This window comes from Bradyrhizobium macuxiense, assembly GCF_001542415.1.
In the GTDB taxonomy this organism is placed as follows: domain Bacteria; phylum Pseudomonadota; class Alphaproteobacteria; order Rhizobiales; family Xanthobacteraceae; genus Bradyrhizobium; species Bradyrhizobium macuxiense.
Genome location: NZ_LNCU01000043.1, coordinates 15873 through 30572, shown reverse-complemented (window position 1 = coordinate 30572; position 14700 = coordinate 15873). Strand labels below are relative to the sequence as shown.

Genomic DNA, 14700 nt, shown 5'->3' with positions numbered 1-14700 from the left:
CTCCGGTTACACCTGTGGTCCTACCCCCGAGCTTTCTACCATTGCTCGGGGCCCATGGGTGCGATCGGCACCCGGCTTTCCCTGTGCCCTCTGCTTCCAGAGTGGCGAAACGAACGGCAAAGCTCGGACAGTTCGTGTCGCGAGAATGCGGATGCTTGACTGTGCAATACACTCGGTGTCGCCCCGGGCAAGCGCAGCGCGACCCGGGACCCATAGCCACGAATGCGAATTGCGTTACGACGCCGGGGCCACAGCTCGCTTCAACAACACAGCCCTGTGGTTATGGTTCCCTGCTTTCGCAGGGACGACATCACGCATGAGGCCGCCAGCCCGCGCAGCATCATTGCAGGAATCGCGATTGTCCGCTGCCTCCAATTCAGGCAATGCGCTGCAAATGAACAAGAGCTTCGAGGAAACGGCCGCTCGTCTGGCGCCGGCGGTATTTGTCGTGCTGTGGAGCACGGGATTCATCGGCACCAAATACGCCCTCAGCGGCGCCGAGCCGCTGACCTATCTGGCGATCCGGATGGCGTTCGTGGTGGTGGTGATGGTGGTGATCGCCGCGATCACGCGGCCGAAATGGCTGGACGGCGCCGGCATCTTCCACAGCGCGGTGGCCGGCATCCTTGTGCACGGCTTCTATCTCGGCGGCACCGCGGTTGCGATCGCGCATTCGGTGCCGGCCGGGCTCTCTGCGCTGATCCCGGGCTTGCAGCCGATCCTGACCTCGACCATCGCCAATCGCTGGCTCGGCGAGCGGGTCACGCCGCTGCAATGGGGCGGGTTGCTGCTGGGCCTCGCCGGTGTCGTGCTGATCATGCACAACCGGCCGATGACGGGCGACGCGGGCTGGGGCTGGTTTGCGTCCGTCGTCTCGCTGGTCAGCATCACGCTCGGCACGCTCTACCAGCGGCGCTACTGCAACCGGATCGACTGGCGCGCCGGCAATCTCGTGCAGTTCATCGCAGTCACGATCTTCTTCGGCATCGGCGCGTGGCTTTTCGAGACCAATGTCGTGCACTGGACCACCGAGTTCGTGCTGGCGGTGGCTTGGCTGGTGTTCGCGCTGTCGATCGGATCGATCGGGCTGTTGTACTGGCTGATCCGCCACCATGCCGCGACCTCGGTCGCGAGCCTGTTCTACCTGGTGCCGGCGGTGACTGCGCTGATGGCGTTCATCCTGTTCGACGAAAGGCTGGATTACGTCGCGATTGCTGGCATGGCCGCCTGTGCCGCGGCGGTTCTGCTGGTGAACCGCCGCGCGTGAGCCCCGTTGTTACTGGGCATCGCCCCGGAATGACCTCGGCGATTGCGCGCCATGCGCGCAATCGCCGGCGGTCACTTCGGCTGCGGCACGATCCGGATATACGGCTTCGGCGCCTTCCAGCCCTGCGGATAGATCGTCTTGGCCTCGTCGTCGCTGACCGAGCCGGAGATGATGACGTCCTCACCTTGCTTCCAGTCGGAAGGTGTGGAGACGCGGTGCTTGGCGGTCAACTGCAGCGAGTCGATCGAGCGCAGAATCTCCTGGAAGTTCCGGCCCGTGGTCATCGGATAGACCATCACCAGTTTGATCTTCTTGTCAGGTCCGATCACGAAGACGTTGCGGACGGTCTGGTTGTCGGCCGCGGTGCGGGTGAGGGGATCGCCCGAGGTCGACGCCGGCAGCATGTCGTAGAGCTTCGACACGTTGAAATCGGTGTCGCCGATCATCGGATAGTTCGGCGCGGTGCCCTGGGTCTCCCTGATGTCCTCGGCCCATTTGGCGTGGCGGTCGACCGGGTCGACCGACAGGCCCATCAGCTTGACGCCGCGCTTGTCGAATTCGGGCTTCAGCTTGGCCAGCGCGCCGAGCTCGGTGGTGCAGACCGGGGTGAAGTCCTTGGGATGGGAGAACAGCAGCACCCAGCTGTTGCCGATCCAGTCGTGGAACTTGATCTTGCCTTCGGTGGTCTCAGCTTCGAAGTCAGGGGCGACAGTGCCGATCGGAAGTGCCATGATTTTACCTCATGCCATTGAAGTTGCTGGTAAATATGTGTTCCAGATGTCTTTGCCAGTATAGGGCGCGGCAAGCTTTAAGTGAACGGCTTCTGAAAAAAGGTGAGAAATTTCTCCTTGAGTGAGGAATTCCAAGCAACTTGTTTTGATCCTTCCCACTGCGGCGAAATGGTCGCTGTGACAGTAAAAGCTTGGAAATGCCCAGATAAAGCCGCTTATCGCCGCCATCACGCCGGGCCGGCTACTATACGACCGAACCATGACAGGGTTCAAAGCGACTAAATAGCAACTATCTAAAAATCTCGGAACGCAAGTTCCGAATCGGTAACCACTCGTTTACGCCCGCATGGAAAAGCTGGCTGAGATAGGAATTGAAAGCCCCCACAATGTCTGCCCCAAGTACCAAGACCGCTGAGTCTCTCAGCGGTGCGTTGCAACCATCCTGCCGCAAGACCGCCGCCCATGCGCTGACCATCGTCCGCGACGGCGTGATCACCGGCGAAGGCCCGACCACCAGGGGCCGTATCCATTTCTCCCGATCGCTCGATGCCGATGACGCTGCCTGGTGCGCGCGCATCCTGACGGCGGCCGCCGTCGAGCATCAGCCGGTCAGCCGGGCTGAGATCGAGGCGCTGTTCCAGATCAACGAGGCCGCCGCCGAGCGCAGCGACAACGGCCGGTTCGACGATCTGCTTGCCAAGGCAATCGCCCATCACGCCGCCTCGGAGTCCGGCCTGCCGGTTCCGTCGCGCACGGTGGCGCTGTCGCCCGAGACCAAGATCGAGGGTTGGGCGCCGGCTCAGGCGACCAAGATCGACACCAAGGTTCTGGAGTGGATCGCGAGCCAGATGCGCGGCAAGCGCCGCAGCGGTCGCGCGCTGGCGGCCATGGTGGCCACGCTGGTCGGCGCGGCGGCGTTGCCGCTTGCGACACAATTGCCCAACGTGTTCGACATCGGGATGATGTGATCGCCCGGGATGATGCATGCATCATCCCGAACGAAAGGCTTCGAGCGAGAGCGGCGGGGNGGGATCACTTCCCCGCCGTTTTCTGTTTGCCGTCGCCGGCCTCGAGCCCGAGCGTCCGCCCCGGGAATCCCGCGACGTCGAAATAGCGGGTCGATTGCACGCGCTGGAATTTCAGCACGGTGCGCAAGCCGTTGGCCGCCGGCTTGGAGGAGATGGTGCCGTCGGCCATCTTCGGCACGGTGCCGTTCGGCAGCGCCTCCGTCATGACCCGGCCGATCAGCCCGTCATTGTTCGGGGTGCGCAGGTCGAGCAGCCTGGCGGCGGTCATGCCGACATCGGCGTTGCTGACCGGAAGCGCGTCGACATAGCCGGCCTTGAAGTCGGGACCGATCGCCGCGGTGAAGTTGAAAGTGTCGCCGCGGCTGAAGCTGCCATGCATGCCCTGGCCCTGGCGCAGCACGGTGTCGGCGACCTGCACCGAGCAGTTGGTCTGGATCTCGCAGCCGCTCGACCAGGAGCGGAAGTTGACCACGATCGAGGGGTTCGGCGTCGCAGCCTTGCCCTTCAGGTTGAGGCTCGACATCGGCAGCGTACCGGGGAAGCTGCCGAGCTTGTCGTCGACAAACAGGCCGCTGACATAGTCCTGCTCGAGCAGCGCCTTGATGACGCGGTCGGTGAGCTTCTTGTCCTTGGTCGGCAGGTAGATCAGGTCCGAGCCGCCATTGGTTGCGATCACGACCTCGGGCTTGGTCGGGTCGTGGCCGAGCACGCCGTTGCCGGCCTTCGGATGGGCGTTGTCGGCGACCTTCGCGTTCTTGTCGTTGGGATCGTACAGCGGCAGGTCGAGCGCCTTGGCGAGATCGAGCGCCAGGAAGCCCATGGGCAGGAAATCCTTCGGTGCGTCGTTGAACGAGACCTTGGCCGAGGGGCTGGTCTTGCTCTCCTTCGAGATCGTCGAGAAGCCGTGGTCGGAGGAGACGATGATGTTGGTGTTGGCGGCAAGGCCGAGCTCGTCGAGCGCCTTGCGGAGCTGCGCCAGATTGTTGTCGGCATTCTTGATGCCGGCCATGGAGGTCGGGCCATTGATGCCGGGGGTGATGGTGTTGAGGCTGTCGCCGGTGTTGTGCTGGCTGCCGTCCGGATCGCGCGACCAGAACACCAGCACGAAGGGCTTGTTGCGGTCCTTGAACATCGGTAGCACCACCTTGGTCGCGACGTCGGCCATGTAGGCCTGCTGCGCGACGTTGGCGACCGTCGTGCCGGGCGTCTTGGCGTCACCGGCCTTGGCGTTGTCGCCGCGGCTGGGCGTGGCGAGCGGCAGGCCTGCCTTGGTCAGCGCGTCCTTCATCTCGTCCGAGAGCGGCACGCCGGTCTTGCCGCCGGTGGAGTCGTCGACCACGATCGTGTTCTTGCCGCGATCGGTGTGGTCGAACAGCAAGGTGGGGCCGACCTTGCCGATTGCCGCGGTCGAGAAGCCATGGCCGCGCGCCAGCTTCAGCAGCGTCTCCTCGTTGAGATAATCGCCGTGGAAGTGATCGTCGATGTCGGCGAGCACCGCATCGTTCTCGATGAAGGGGACGACCGTGTCGCCGGCCGGCGCCGAGGTGTAGCCGGTGAAGATCGTGTTGGAGAAGGTGCCGGTGTCGCCGAGATAATGGCCGGTCGACATCGCCGAGCTGTTCGCCATCGTGAAGGTCGGGAACAGCGAGTGCGAATTCTTGAAGTTGACGCCCTTGTCGCGGATCTCGGCCATCGCCGGCGCGGTCTGCGGCGTCACGATCCCGCCACGCAGGCCGTCCGGCACGAACAGGATGAAGTTGCGGGGCTTGGCGTTCTGCGCCGAGGCGGCGCCCGCAGACAACGCGATCATGCTGGCGGACAACAATGTGATGGCACGGCGCATTTTTCGTTTCCCCAATGAAGAGCAGGCAGCGGCCGATCGCCGCTGCCCTCGTTTAGTTTTGCGACATGACAGAATTGTTACAGCGCAATTCGCCGCGTGATTGCTGCCGAATTTGGTCCGCGCCGCGCTGCTCGATACGCAGTCATTCCGCGGGCTGAGTAGCCGCACTCTCGTTGCGCGCAACATTGCCGGCATGACCGTACCGCGCATACAGCGCCGGCAGCACCGCAAGCGTCAGCAGCGTTGCGCTGATCAGGCCACCGATCACGACGGTGGCGAGCGGCTTCTGCACCTCGGCGCCGGTGCCGGTGGCGAAGGCCATCGGGACGAAGCCGAGCGAGGCGACCAGCGCCGTCATGACGACGGGGCGGAAGCGGGTGAGGGCGCCTTGCTCGATCGCCGTCCGCATCGGCACGCCACGCTCGCGCAGCTGCCTGACAAAGCTCAGCATCACGAGTCCGTTCAGCACCGCAACGCCGGACAGTGCGATGAAGCCGACTGCGGCCGAGATCGAGAACGGCATGCCGCGGAGCCACAGCGCCGCGATGCCGCCGGTGAGCGCCAGCGGAACGGCGCTGAACACCAGCAGCGCGTCGCGCGCTGATCCCATGGCCGCCAGCAGCAACAGGAAGATCATCGCAAAGCAGGCCGGCACTACGATGGTGAGGCGCTGCCGCGCCGCGGCCAGATTCTCGGACTGGCCGCCCCGGGTCATCCAGTAGCCGGGCGGCAGCTTCACCGATTGCGCCACCTTGGCCTGCGCTTCCTCGACCACCGAGCCGAGATCGCGGCCGCGGACGTTGGCCGTCACCACGATGCGGCGCTTGCCGTTCTCGCGACTGATCTGGTTCGGCCCCTCGGTGAAGGAGAATTTGGCAACACGGTTGAGCGGCAGGCTCTGCACCGGCGTGCTCGGTGTCGCCTGCGGCAGCGCGACCGGCAGGTTGCTCAGCGCCTCCAGATCGGAGCGTACGCTCTCCGGCAATCGCACCACGATATCGAAGCTGCGATCGCCTTCGTAGACAACGCCGGCATCCTGGCCGCCGACCGCGGCCCCGATCACGTCCTGCACGGCCGATGCGCTCAAGCCGCGCCGGGCGATCGCCGCCTTATCGACTTTGATCTCGAGCACCGGGAGGCCGCTTGCCTGTTCGACCTTGATGTCGGTCGCACCTGGGACCGTTCGCAAGGCGGCCGCGACCTCATTGGCGGCCTTCTGCATCGGCTCGAACTCGTCGCCGAACACCTTGACCGCGATGTCGCTCCGAACGCCGGCGAGCAGTTCGTTGAAGCGCATCTGGATCGGCTGGGTGAATTCGTAGACATTGCCCGGCAGCCGGCCAACCGCCGCGGAGATCTCCTCGATCAGCCGCTGCTTGGTCATCGACGGATCCGGCCACTTGTCGCGTGGCTTCAGGATGATGAAGGTGTCGGACGCGTTCGGCGGCATCGGATCGCTCGCCACCTCGGCGGTGCCGGTCTTGGAGAAGACGTAGGCCACCTGCGGGAAGCGGCTGACGGTTTTCTCGACGGACAGTTGCATCGTCTGCGACTGCGACAACGCCGTGCTCGGTATCCGCAGTGCATGCATGGCGATGTTCTTTTCGTCGAGCGAAGGGATGAACTCCTGGCCGAGTCGCGAGAAGCCGAACAGAGCAGCAGCGAACAACAGGACCGCAACCGCAATGACCGGGACAGGCGTTGCAACGGCACGCCGCAGCAGCGGGCTGTACCAACTCTTCAGCGCCGCAACGAGACGGTTCTCCTTCTCCTGCACGCGGCCGGTGATGGCGATCGCGATCAGTGCGGGAACGAGCGTCAGCGACAGCACGAAGGCCGCAGCGAGCGCGAGAATCACGGTGAGCGCCATCGGCTCGAACATCTTGCCTTCGACGCCGGTGAAGGTGAGCAGCGGCACGTAGACCAGCAGGATGATGGCCTGGCCATAGAGGCTCGGCTGGACCATCTCGACGGCGGAGGCGCGCACCGTCACTAACCGTTCGTCGCGCGTCAGCACGCGGCCCAGCGCCTGCTGCTTCTCGGCGAGGTGACGCAGGCTGTTCTCGGTGATGATGACTGCGCCGTCGACGATGAGGCCGAAATCGAGCGCGCCGAGGCTCATCAGATTGGCGCTGATGCGGCCCTGCCACATGCCGATCGCCGTCATCAGCATTGCGATCGGGATCACCAGCGCGGTGATCAGCGCCGCGCGGAAATTGCCGAGCAGCACGAACAGCACCGCGATGACCAGCAACGCGCCCTCGGTAAGGTTGCGCGCCACCGTGCCGATGGTCGCGTCGACGAGCTGGGTGCGATCGAGCACCGTCTCGACCTCGATGCCGGCGGGCAGGGACGATGCGATGGCGCGAAGCCGCGCATCGACTGCGGACGACACTGTGCGGCTGTTGGCGCCGATCAGCATCAGCGCCGTGCCGACCACGACCTCGCGGCCGTCCTCGCTGGCGCTGCCGGTGCGGGTTTCGCCGCCGATCGACACGCTCGCGATGTCGCGGATTCGGACTGGAACGCCGCCGCGGGTGGTGACGACCACCGCGCTGAGCTCCTCGATGGTTTCGAGGCGTCCGCCGGACCGCACCACAAAACCTTCGCCGTTGCGCTCGATATAGCGCGCGCCGCGGCTGACATTGTTGCCTTCGATTGCCTTCGCGACGTCGGCAAAGGTGAGGCCGAGCGCGATCAGCTTCGCCGCGTCAGGCTGAACCTGGTACTGCTTGAGATAGCCGCCGATCGAATCGACGCCGGCGACACCCGGCACCATCTTGATCTGCGGCTTGATGATCCAGTCCTGCACCGTGCGCAGAAAGGCGTCCTTCTCGACCTCGCTCTGCAGGACCTTGCCTTCTGCCGTGAGAAACCTGCCGTCGCTCTGGAGGCCGGGCGTGCCGTCGGCTGGCACGGGCGTCCCGGAGAAGCGGACCGTCCACATGTAGATTTCGCCAAGGCCGGTCGAGGTCGGGCCGATCCGCGGCTCAATGCCCTGCGGCAGGCGTGCGCGGACCTCGGTCAGGCGTTCGCCGACCTGCTGGCGGGCGAAATAGATGTCGGTCGCCTCGCTGAATACGGCGGTGATCTGCGAGAAGCCGTTGCGCGACAGCGAACGCGTGCTCTCCAGTCCCGGCGCACCTGCAAGCGCGGTCTCGATCGGGAAGGTGATCTGCTTCTCGATTTCAGCCGGCGACAGCGCGGGCGCAGTGGTGTTGATCTGGACCTGCTTGTTGGTGATATCAGGCACCGCGTCGATCGGCAGCTTCGTCAAGGCGACGCCGCCGATCAGCATCAGGATGGCCGCCAAGGTCACGACGACCCAGCGACGCGGGATCGCAAGCCCGATGATGCGCTCAATCATGATCGTGCTCCGCGTCGTCCTTCTCCAACTCGGCCTTCAGCGTGAAGGTGTTGTCCACCGCGATGATCTCGCCGGCGGCAAGGCCGGCTACGATCTCGATATCATCGTCATCCTCGCGACCGGTGCGCACCGACCTGGCTTCGAAGCCGTCGGCATCGCGGACGAAAACGGTCGGAGTCCCCTTGATCGTCTGGATCGACCTCTTGGAAACGATCACGCTCGACGGTGCGCCGGCGATCGGAACCTCAGCGGTGACGAAAGTGCCCGGTTTCCAGCGATGGCCCTTGTTGGGCATGGTCGCGATCACCCGCGCGTTGCGGGTCTCGCGGTCGAGCAGGGGGCTGACGAAGATGACGTCCGCATCGGCTTCATCGTCGGTGCCGATGGCGCGGATCTTGACCGTCACGCCCTCGCTGACGGCGCCGATGTCTTCGGGGGACACCGCGAGGTCGACCCAGACGTCGTCGAGATTGACGATGACGAAGAGCTCGCTCTCCTGGCCCTCGCGCCCGATCAATCCGCCGAGATCGACGCGCCGTTCGGACACCCGGCCGCTGATCGGTGCGCGCAGGAACTGCGTGCGCAGGCTTTCCTGGGGCTGGTTGGGCAGGTCAGCGATTTCGCTTTCCGACAGGCCCAGCGCGAACAATTTCTGCCGCGCGCCGTCGAGCTTGATCTGGGCGTCGTTCGCGGTCAGCCGCGTGCGCAGGAACTCATTCTCCGACACGGTGCGGCTCTCGACCAGCGTCTTCTGCCTGGCGTAGAGCGTCTGCTGCAGGTCGTTGGTCAGTCTCGCAGCCAGGTATTCGCTCTTGGCGTCGGCCACCTCGCGGCTCTCGATGGCCGCGACGATCTCGCCCTTCCCGACGCTGTCGCCGATGCGCTTGCGCAGTTCCGTGACCGTCGCCAGTACGCGCACCGAGACGCGGCCGATATGGTCCGCATCTGGGATCAATGACCCCGGCGCGAGGAAGTGGCGCTTCAACATGCCGCCATTGGCACGCGCGAGCGTGATCCCGGCTTCCCGAACCTGGTCCTCGCTCAGCTCAATGTGTCCGGGGGCCTGATGCTTGGCCTCGGTGTTGGCCGAACTTGCTGCCACAGTCTCACGCGTTGTAGCCGGCAGTGAGAATGGCCAGCCGATCCATCCGGCGGTCACGAAAACCAGGCTGATGCCGGCGGTGACACCGGCGAAAAATAGTACAATCCGTTTCATCTGCGCCTCTCCGCAGCGCGCGCCAATGGCCTTGCGCTGTCGCAACATCGATATGTGCGGAAACGAACTCGCTGCCTGGCGGCAGTGAGCTGCGAGCGGTCAAGCTGACCGGCTCAGGCGCGGGGTGGTTTGAACGGAGAGAGGCGATCGGCCGAGGCCAGCAACTGCATGCCGACGTCGCTATAGGTATGCAGCGCATACTCGATGGGGAACGCGGTTTCTTGCGGAGCCACCGATGAGACGTGCGTCAGGCAATGATCGCCGTGGAGTGACGCCGGATGGGCCGGCGCCTTGCCGCCGGTGTCGTTGATCGACTGCGCGATCGAGACAGCGGGGCTTGCATCATCATCGGCGTCGAAGGTCCAGCCATGGAAGAAGGACAGTATCAGCGCGAGCGAAATCAATCCCGCAAGCAGGCTGCGCCAGCGGCGCGATCCTGCTGCGCGAAGGGAAGACCGGCTCGTGACGGGCGAAGCGTCCATGCGCCCTAGTTAGCGCCGCGATCGCGCGCATTCAAGTTCAAGCTGTCGGCGAAATCGCTGCGAATACTATAACGTTACACGCTGTCCGCACTGCGGCGCATGAACCATCGGCGCGCGGCGACCACGGCCCAGACCGCTTCGACAAGGCCGAACGGCCATGCGCCCTGCAGAAATCCGTAGGCCGAGCCAAGTGCGCAGGCGACCGCGAAGGCCAGGATGAACCAGGGGCTGCGATCTTCGGCCGCATAACAAACAACCATCATCGTCACGGCGAACAATCCGAACAGCGTGAGTGCGTCCATCGATGGCAAGTCCCGGTCACGATCCTGTTGGCGATCTGAGCATGCCCGAGATGAAATATCCATCTCGTGCGCAGCGCTGAGACGGCTGGCCGAAGCGCGTGCACGGTCGCTCCGCGATCTATTCTGTTCGCACCAGTCGGCGCGATCGGCGCCGCTCGACGTCGGGCCGACGAGAGCTGCGGCGAGTTGGCGGCATGTCGTGTCTGAGCGGTGCCCCCGTAAGGAAAGGCTTAAGAGCTGCGACATAGTATCGCTTCGATCATTGCCTACGCGCTAACCGCCGGTTAATCATGCGGCTTCTGCCAATCAAGGATCCCGAGCGGTCCTGGCGTCACATCAAGGTACAATGGAAGAAGGACGCTGAAGGCGTCGGCGAGGATTTTGCCAGCTTCGGCGGCATCTCCGCGTTCGATGCATTGACGTCCAAGGAGGCCGATAGCCAGGGCTTGTACTACCTGGCTGACCACGAGCGCGTCCATGCGGTCTGCCAGGTCAGGCGTTTGCTGATGAGCAAATATACGGCACCGGCCTTGAGCGTGCGCTTCGTCAACGTTTCACCGATCTATGATCTCGGCGTTGCCGACATGCAGGACTACGCGCAGATCCTTCTGACACTGTTCTCAGGCGTAGTCTGGCTGTCGCGTGATGCGCTGGCCGCCAGCCATATCCGGTTCTTCCTGAAAAGCCCGGGCGACTCGCAATTCTTCGCTGCGCTCAGGGTCGCGACGCCACTTTCGCCGTTCTCGAAATTCACCATCGAGGGGGCATTGATCGAGTGCAGCTTGAAAGAGGTCGCCGCGCCGATAGCTGAGCAAGCGGCCTCCTGACGCGCAGACAGTGTCGAGAACGCCGCGTAGCCGCCGTGTAACAGCCATATTTGTGAGGTCCGTTCTGCCGGCACCGCGTTCCCTTGGGGGGACTCAACCGGCAGGCGACCAATGAAAACCGCAGCAATGTCCGCGGCCATGTTGCTGTTTGCCACTTGCACGGCAAACGCAGAGAGTGGCCTTGCGTCTTATTATGGTGGCATCGGCAGGCACGGCGAGATGACCTGCGCGCATCGCAGCAGGCCATTCGGCAGCATGCTCACGGTATCCTACGGAGGGCGATCGATCCGCTGCCGCGTCAATGATCGCGGTCCGTTCATCCGCGGCCGGATCATCGATGTGTCGACCGCGGCGGCGAAGGCGCTCGGCATTCTGCAGCTCGGCGTCGCGCATGTGGTGGTCGAGTAACCGCCAACCGACGCCGCGCAAGATGCTCAGGGTCTAACACTCAGGGCTTGGAGACGATCGCCCGTTGCTCGGTGATCGCTTTCCTGAGCGTGCGCGACAGCGCTTCGACCGAGTAGGGCTTCTGGATCAGTTCAAAGCCGCTGTGAGCGTTCTCGGCGAGCACGTTGCTGTAGCCGCTGGTGAGCACCACGGGCAGGCCGGGAAAGCGTTCGCGGATGATGCCGGCGAGTTCGACGCCGTTCATGCCCGGCATGATCACGTCGGAGAATACGAGGTCGGCCGAGAACTCGTTCTCCGACAGGATCGCCAGCGCAGCGTTGGCATTGGCGGCGCGCTTGACCGAATAGCCGAGGTCCTCGAGCAGCTCGGTGGAGAAGCGGCCGACGTCGTCGTTGTCTTCGACGACGAGGACGCGATAGCCGCGGCCGATCGAGGCCTGTTCGCTGCCGGCGGCGGCTGCAATTTTCGCGTCCGCGGGCCGCATCGCCTGCGGCAGATAGATGGTGAAGGTCGCACCGTGTCCGAGCGTGCTCGTGACCTCTATGTCGCCGTCCGATTGCTTGACGAAGCCGAAGGCCTGGCTCAGTCCGAGGCCCGTTCCCTTACCGACCTCCTTGGTCGTGAAGAACGGCTCGAAGATCGCGTCGATATTGTCCGGCGAGATGCCGGTGCCGGTGTCCTGGATCGAAACCGCGACGAAGTCGCCGCTGCGCGAGGCCTGGGCGCGCAGGGCAGGGATGGTCTGCACCTTCCTCACCGCGATCGTCAGCTGACCTTCGCCGTTCATCGCATCGCGGCCGTTGACCGCAAGGTTGATCAGCGCGGTCTCGAACTGCCCGATGTCGGCGATCACGTAGCAATCGGGATCGTCGATCCTGACCTCGATGTGGATCCGTGCGCCGACCAGCGGGCGAATCAGCTGCGTCACGCTGTCAACCTGGGCGCCGACATTGAACACTTCGGGGTTCAGCGGCTGCCGGCGCGCAAAGGCCAGCAATTGCGCGGTCAGCTTGGAAGCCCGTTCCACCGTGTCCGAGATCGCATCGATGTAGCGGCGACGGCGTTCTTCGGGAAGATCGCGGCGGCGCAGGAAGTCGGTCGCCGAGCGAATGATGGTCAAGAGGTTGTTGAAGTCGTGCGCGACGCCGCCAGTGAGCTGACCGACGGCTTCCATCTTCTGCGCCTGCCGCAGCGCTTCCTCGCCGCGGCGGCGCTCGGTGATGTCGACGGCCTCCGGGACCGCGCCGATGATAGTGCCGTGCCGGTCGTGCAGCGGCCGCATCTCGAAATCGAAATAGCGCTCGCCGATCGGCAGCCGCAGCAGCATTTCAGACTTGACGTCCTCGCCGCGCATTACCGTCGCGAAGATGCTCCTGATCGCATCGGATGCGCCTTCGGTCGGGCTGAACCAGGGCGTATCCCAGAACGGCTTGCCGACGACGTCGGAAGCCTCGGCGCGGATGCCCGCCAACGCGGTCTTGTTGGCGTAGAGCAGCTCGCCGTCCTGATTGAGCAGCGCCTGATATTGATGGCTGGTCTCGAAGATCGCGCGCATCTGGGCTTCGTTGGACTCGAGCTGCGCGGTGCGCTCGGAGATCCGCCGCTCCAGCGACTCGTTGAGCTTGCGCAGCTCGATCTCGGCCTCCTTGGCCGCCGTGATGTCGTGGGCGACGCCGATGAAGCCGATATGCTTGCCGTTCGGGTCCCAGCGCGGCTGCGACTCCGAGCGCAACCAGCGCCAATCACCCGCGGCATTCCGGTAGCGCGCCTCGAGCACGAACGGCTTGAGCGAGAGCTCGCCGGTGATCTGCTCCTGCAGGATGTGGGGCAGGTCATCCGGATGCAGCGCCTTGCGCCAGTCGAAGACGACCGCCTCCTCGAAGGGCAAGCCGAGGAAGTCCAGATAGGCCTGATTGGCGAAGGAGCGCGTGCGGTCGAGCTTGGTCACCCAGATCGGGACCGGGGCGCTGTCGGCGATCAGGCGGAAGCGCTCTTCGCTCTCGCGCAACGTCTCCTGCGCGAGCATCTGGTCGGTAACGTCGAGATCGGCGCCGACCAGACGCAATGGGCGGCCGCGGCGGTCGCGTTCGATCTTGGCGACGACGCGAATCCACCGGCTCTCGCCGTCGTTGGGGCGGACGATCCGGTATTCGGCCGTATAGTCGGCGCCGCCGTCCTTGAGCACGCTGAACAGGTGCTCGATCGTTCGTTCGCGGTCCTCGGGGTGAATGCGCGAGACCCAGTTCTCGTAGGTCTCGTTGGCCTCGTCGGACGACAGCCCGTGGACCAGCAGATATTCGGGCGAGCGGCGGTTTCGGACGCCGTCGCGGAAGTCGATCTCGAGCCCGCCGACCCGGGCAATGCGCTGGATCCTTGCGAGCTCGGCCTCGCGCTCCTGCAGTTCGCGATGGGCGCGGTCGCGTTCGCGCGCGATCTCCTCAAGATGCTGCCGCAGCCGTTCCGCGGCCGCGGCCTCGGGGAGCGTATCGGAAGGATCGGGAGGGGTCATTCGTACCGGCAACCTCGCACCTCGCAGTCTCACACAGGACAAGGCGGCTTTGCCAGCGGTGATTTGCCGAGCGGTTACTTCCCCTTGCTGGCGGGACGGCAATTATAGGCCCTGCGGAACCCCGCCGCCTGTGCATCCTCCTCGGAGCAGAACCAGCGATCCGGATTGGTTAAGCCGGGGTAACTGCGGCAGGCCTGCAAATGATAGATGCCGATATTGCCGGTGACGCGGGCGCGCACCGCGTATTTGCCCTTGATGTTGCAGCTTGCGGGCATCGGCGGATCGCTCGGGAAAAGCGCGTCGCGGATCTGCTGGTCGCGCTCGGCCGGACAGGAGACGCCGAGCAGCGGCCCGTCCTTCTTGCCGTGACGAAAATCGCGCGGAGCGACGAAGCAGCCGCGCCAAAGCCCGGCACGGTCGTCCTTGGCCGCGCCTTGATCCGGCTGGAAGCGGCCGCTCGCCGAGGCATCCACGTTCAGGGCATAGCCCTGGCGGACCAGCAACTGGCTCAGGCTGGTCGGATCGCCTTCGATCTTGCAGACGCCGAGGCGACGCTTCCTGGCGGCAGGGTCGACGCCGATGTCGTCGCAGTGAATTGGCTTGCCGCCGATCAGCTTGGCCAGCTGGTCGCGCGCCTCGATCCCGCAAGTCCAGACGTCGGCGTGCTCGTCGGTGCAGAGCTGATCGACCGCCGGCGCATCGATGCCGTCGAGCCGATAG

12 protein-coding genes are annotated in these 14700 nt (G+C 64.6%); 4 read left to right on the top strand and 8 right to left on the bottom strand.

Translation table 11 applies throughout. The features are described 5' to 3' along the window. Positions 1-394: 394 nt before the first annotated feature. A complete protein-coding gene (locus AS156_RS16140) occupies positions 395-1267 on the top strand; it encodes a DMT family transporter (protein ID WP_066505990.1) in 873 nt (290 codons plus the stop codon). Positions 1268-1338: 71 nt separating this feature from the next. Here AS156_RS16140 and AS156_RS16135 read toward each other — a convergent pair whose 3' ends face one another. Next, positions 1339-1998: a peroxiredoxin gene (locus tag AS156_RS16135; protein ID WP_066505988.1), complete on the bottom strand. Its 660-nt coding sequence runs from the start codon at positions 1996-1998 to the stop codon at positions 1339-1341. Positions 1999-2384: 386 nt separating this feature from the next. On the opposite strand from AS156_RS16135, the gene AS156_RS16130 reads away from it, so the two are divergent. Next, positions 2385-2966, top strand: coding sequence for a hypothetical protein (locus tag AS156_RS16130; RefSeq protein WP_066505984.1), 582 nt, complete (start codon positions 2385-2387; stop codon positions 2964-2966). 64 nt (positions 2967-3030) lie between these two features. Here the strand turns inward: AS156_RS16130 and AS156_RS16125 are convergent, their stop codons facing one another. From AS156_RS16125 to AS156_RS16105, 5 genes are all read right to left on the bottom strand, one after another. After that, a complete protein-coding gene (locus AS156_RS16125) occupies positions 3031-4869 on the bottom strand; it encodes an alkaline phosphatase family protein (RefSeq protein ID WP_066505982.1) in 1839 nt (612 codons plus the stop codon). Positions 4870-5011: 142 nt separating this feature from the next. Then, complete coding sequence (locus AS156_RS16120; protein WP_066505981.1) at positions 5012-8236, bottom strand: efflux RND transporter permease subunit; 3225 nt, start codon at positions 8234-8236, stop codon at positions 5012-5014. Next, complete coding sequence (locus AS156_RS16115; RefSeq protein ID WP_066506055.1) at positions 8229-9452, bottom strand: efflux RND transporter periplasmic adaptor subunit; 1224 nt, start codon at positions 9450-9452, stop codon at positions 8229-8231. The genes AS156_RS16120 and AS156_RS16115 overlap by 8 nt, the downstream gene beginning before the upstream one ends. A gap of 113 nt (positions 9453-9565) precedes the next feature. Then, positions 9566-9934 carry a hypothetical protein gene (locus tag AS156_RS16110; RefSeq protein ID WP_136626252.1) on the bottom strand — a complete coding sequence of 123 codons (369 nt, stop codon included), beginning with the start codon at positions 9932-9934 and terminating at the stop codon, positions 9566-9568. Between the two features lie 74 nt (positions 9935-10008). After that, positions 10009-10236: a hypothetical protein gene (locus AS156_RS16105; RefSeq protein ID WP_066505979.1), complete on the bottom strand. Its 228-nt coding sequence runs from the start codon at positions 10234-10236 to the stop codon at positions 10009-10011. A gap of 290 nt (positions 10237-10526) precedes the next feature. Here AS156_RS16105 and AS156_RS16100 point away from each other — a divergent pair, with 290 nt between their 5' ends. Then, positions 10527-11063 (top strand): hypothetical protein, encoded by a 537-nt coding sequence (locus AS156_RS16100; RefSeq protein ID WP_066505977.1) that lies wholly within the window; start codon positions 10527-10529, stop codon positions 11061-11063. A 111-nt stretch (positions 11064-11174) separates the two neighbouring features. Continuing rightward, positions 11175-11471 carry a septal ring lytic transglycosylase RlpA family protein gene (locus tag AS156_RS16095; RefSeq protein ID WP_066505975.1) on the top strand — a complete coding sequence of 99 codons (297 nt, stop codon included), beginning with the start codon at positions 11175-11177 and terminating at the stop codon, positions 11469-11471. 40 nt (positions 11472-11511) lie between these two features. Here the strand turns inward: AS156_RS16095 and AS156_RS16090 are convergent, their stop codons facing one another. Both AS156_RS16090 and AS156_RS16085 read right to left on the bottom strand, forming a co-directional pair. Then, positions 11512-13980 (bottom strand): PAS domain-containing hybrid sensor histidine kinase/response regulator, encoded by a 2469-nt coding sequence (locus AS156_RS16090; protein ID WP_066505973.1) that lies wholly within the window; start codon positions 13978-13980, stop codon positions 11512-11514. Between the two features lie 74 nt (positions 13981-14054). Continuing rightward, positions 14055-14700, bottom strand: a 646-nt coding sequence (locus AS156_RS16085; RefSeq protein ID WP_066506050.1) for a thermonuclease family protein, incomplete at its 5' end; no start/stop codon positions are given.

Excerpts from the sequence above, each read along its gene's own strand:
- AS156_RS16140 (WP_066505990.1), top strand. The coding sequence starts at position 395 with ATGAACAAGAGCTTCGAGGAAACGGCCGCTCGTCTGGCGCCGGCGGTA.
- AS156_RS16135 (WP_066505988.1), bottom strand. The coding sequence starts at position 1,998 with ATGGCACTTCCGATCGGCACTGTCGCCCCTGACTTCGAAGCTGAGACC.
- AS156_RS16130 (WP_066505984.1), top strand. The coding sequence starts at position 2,385 with ATGTCTGCCCCAAGTACCAAGACCGCTGAGTCTCTCAGCGGTGCGTTG.
- AS156_RS16125 (WP_066505982.1), bottom strand. The coding sequence starts at position 4,869 with ATGCGCCGTGCCATCACATTGTTGTCCGCCAGCATGATCGCGTTGTCT.
- AS156_RS16120 (WP_066505981.1), bottom strand. The coding sequence starts at position 8,236 with ATGATTGAGCGCATCATCGGGCTTGCGATCCCGCGTCGCTGGGTCGTC.
- AS156_RS16115 (WP_066506055.1), bottom strand. The coding sequence starts at position 9,452 with ATGAAACGGATTGTACTATTTTTCGCCGGTGTCACCGCCGGCATCAGC.
- AS156_RS16110 (WP_136626252.1), bottom strand. The coding sequence starts at position 9,934 with ATGGACGCTTCGCCCGTCACGAGCCGGTCTTCCCTTCGCGCAGCAGGA.
- AS156_RS16105 (WP_066505979.1), bottom strand. The coding sequence starts at position 10,236 with ATGGACGCACTCACGCTGTTCGGATTGTTCGCCGTGACGATGATGGTT.
- AS156_RS16100 (WP_066505977.1), top strand. The coding sequence starts at position 10,527 with ATGCGGCTTCTGCCAATCAAGGATCCCGAGCGGTCCTGGCGTCACATC.
- AS156_RS16095 (WP_066505975.1), top strand. The coding sequence starts at position 11,175 with ATGAAAACCGCAGCAATGTCCGCGGCCATGTTGCTGTTTGCCACTTGC.
- AS156_RS16090 (WP_066505973.1), bottom strand. The coding sequence starts at position 13,980 with ATGACCCCTCCCGATCCTTCCGATACGCTCCCCGAGGCCGCGGCCGCG.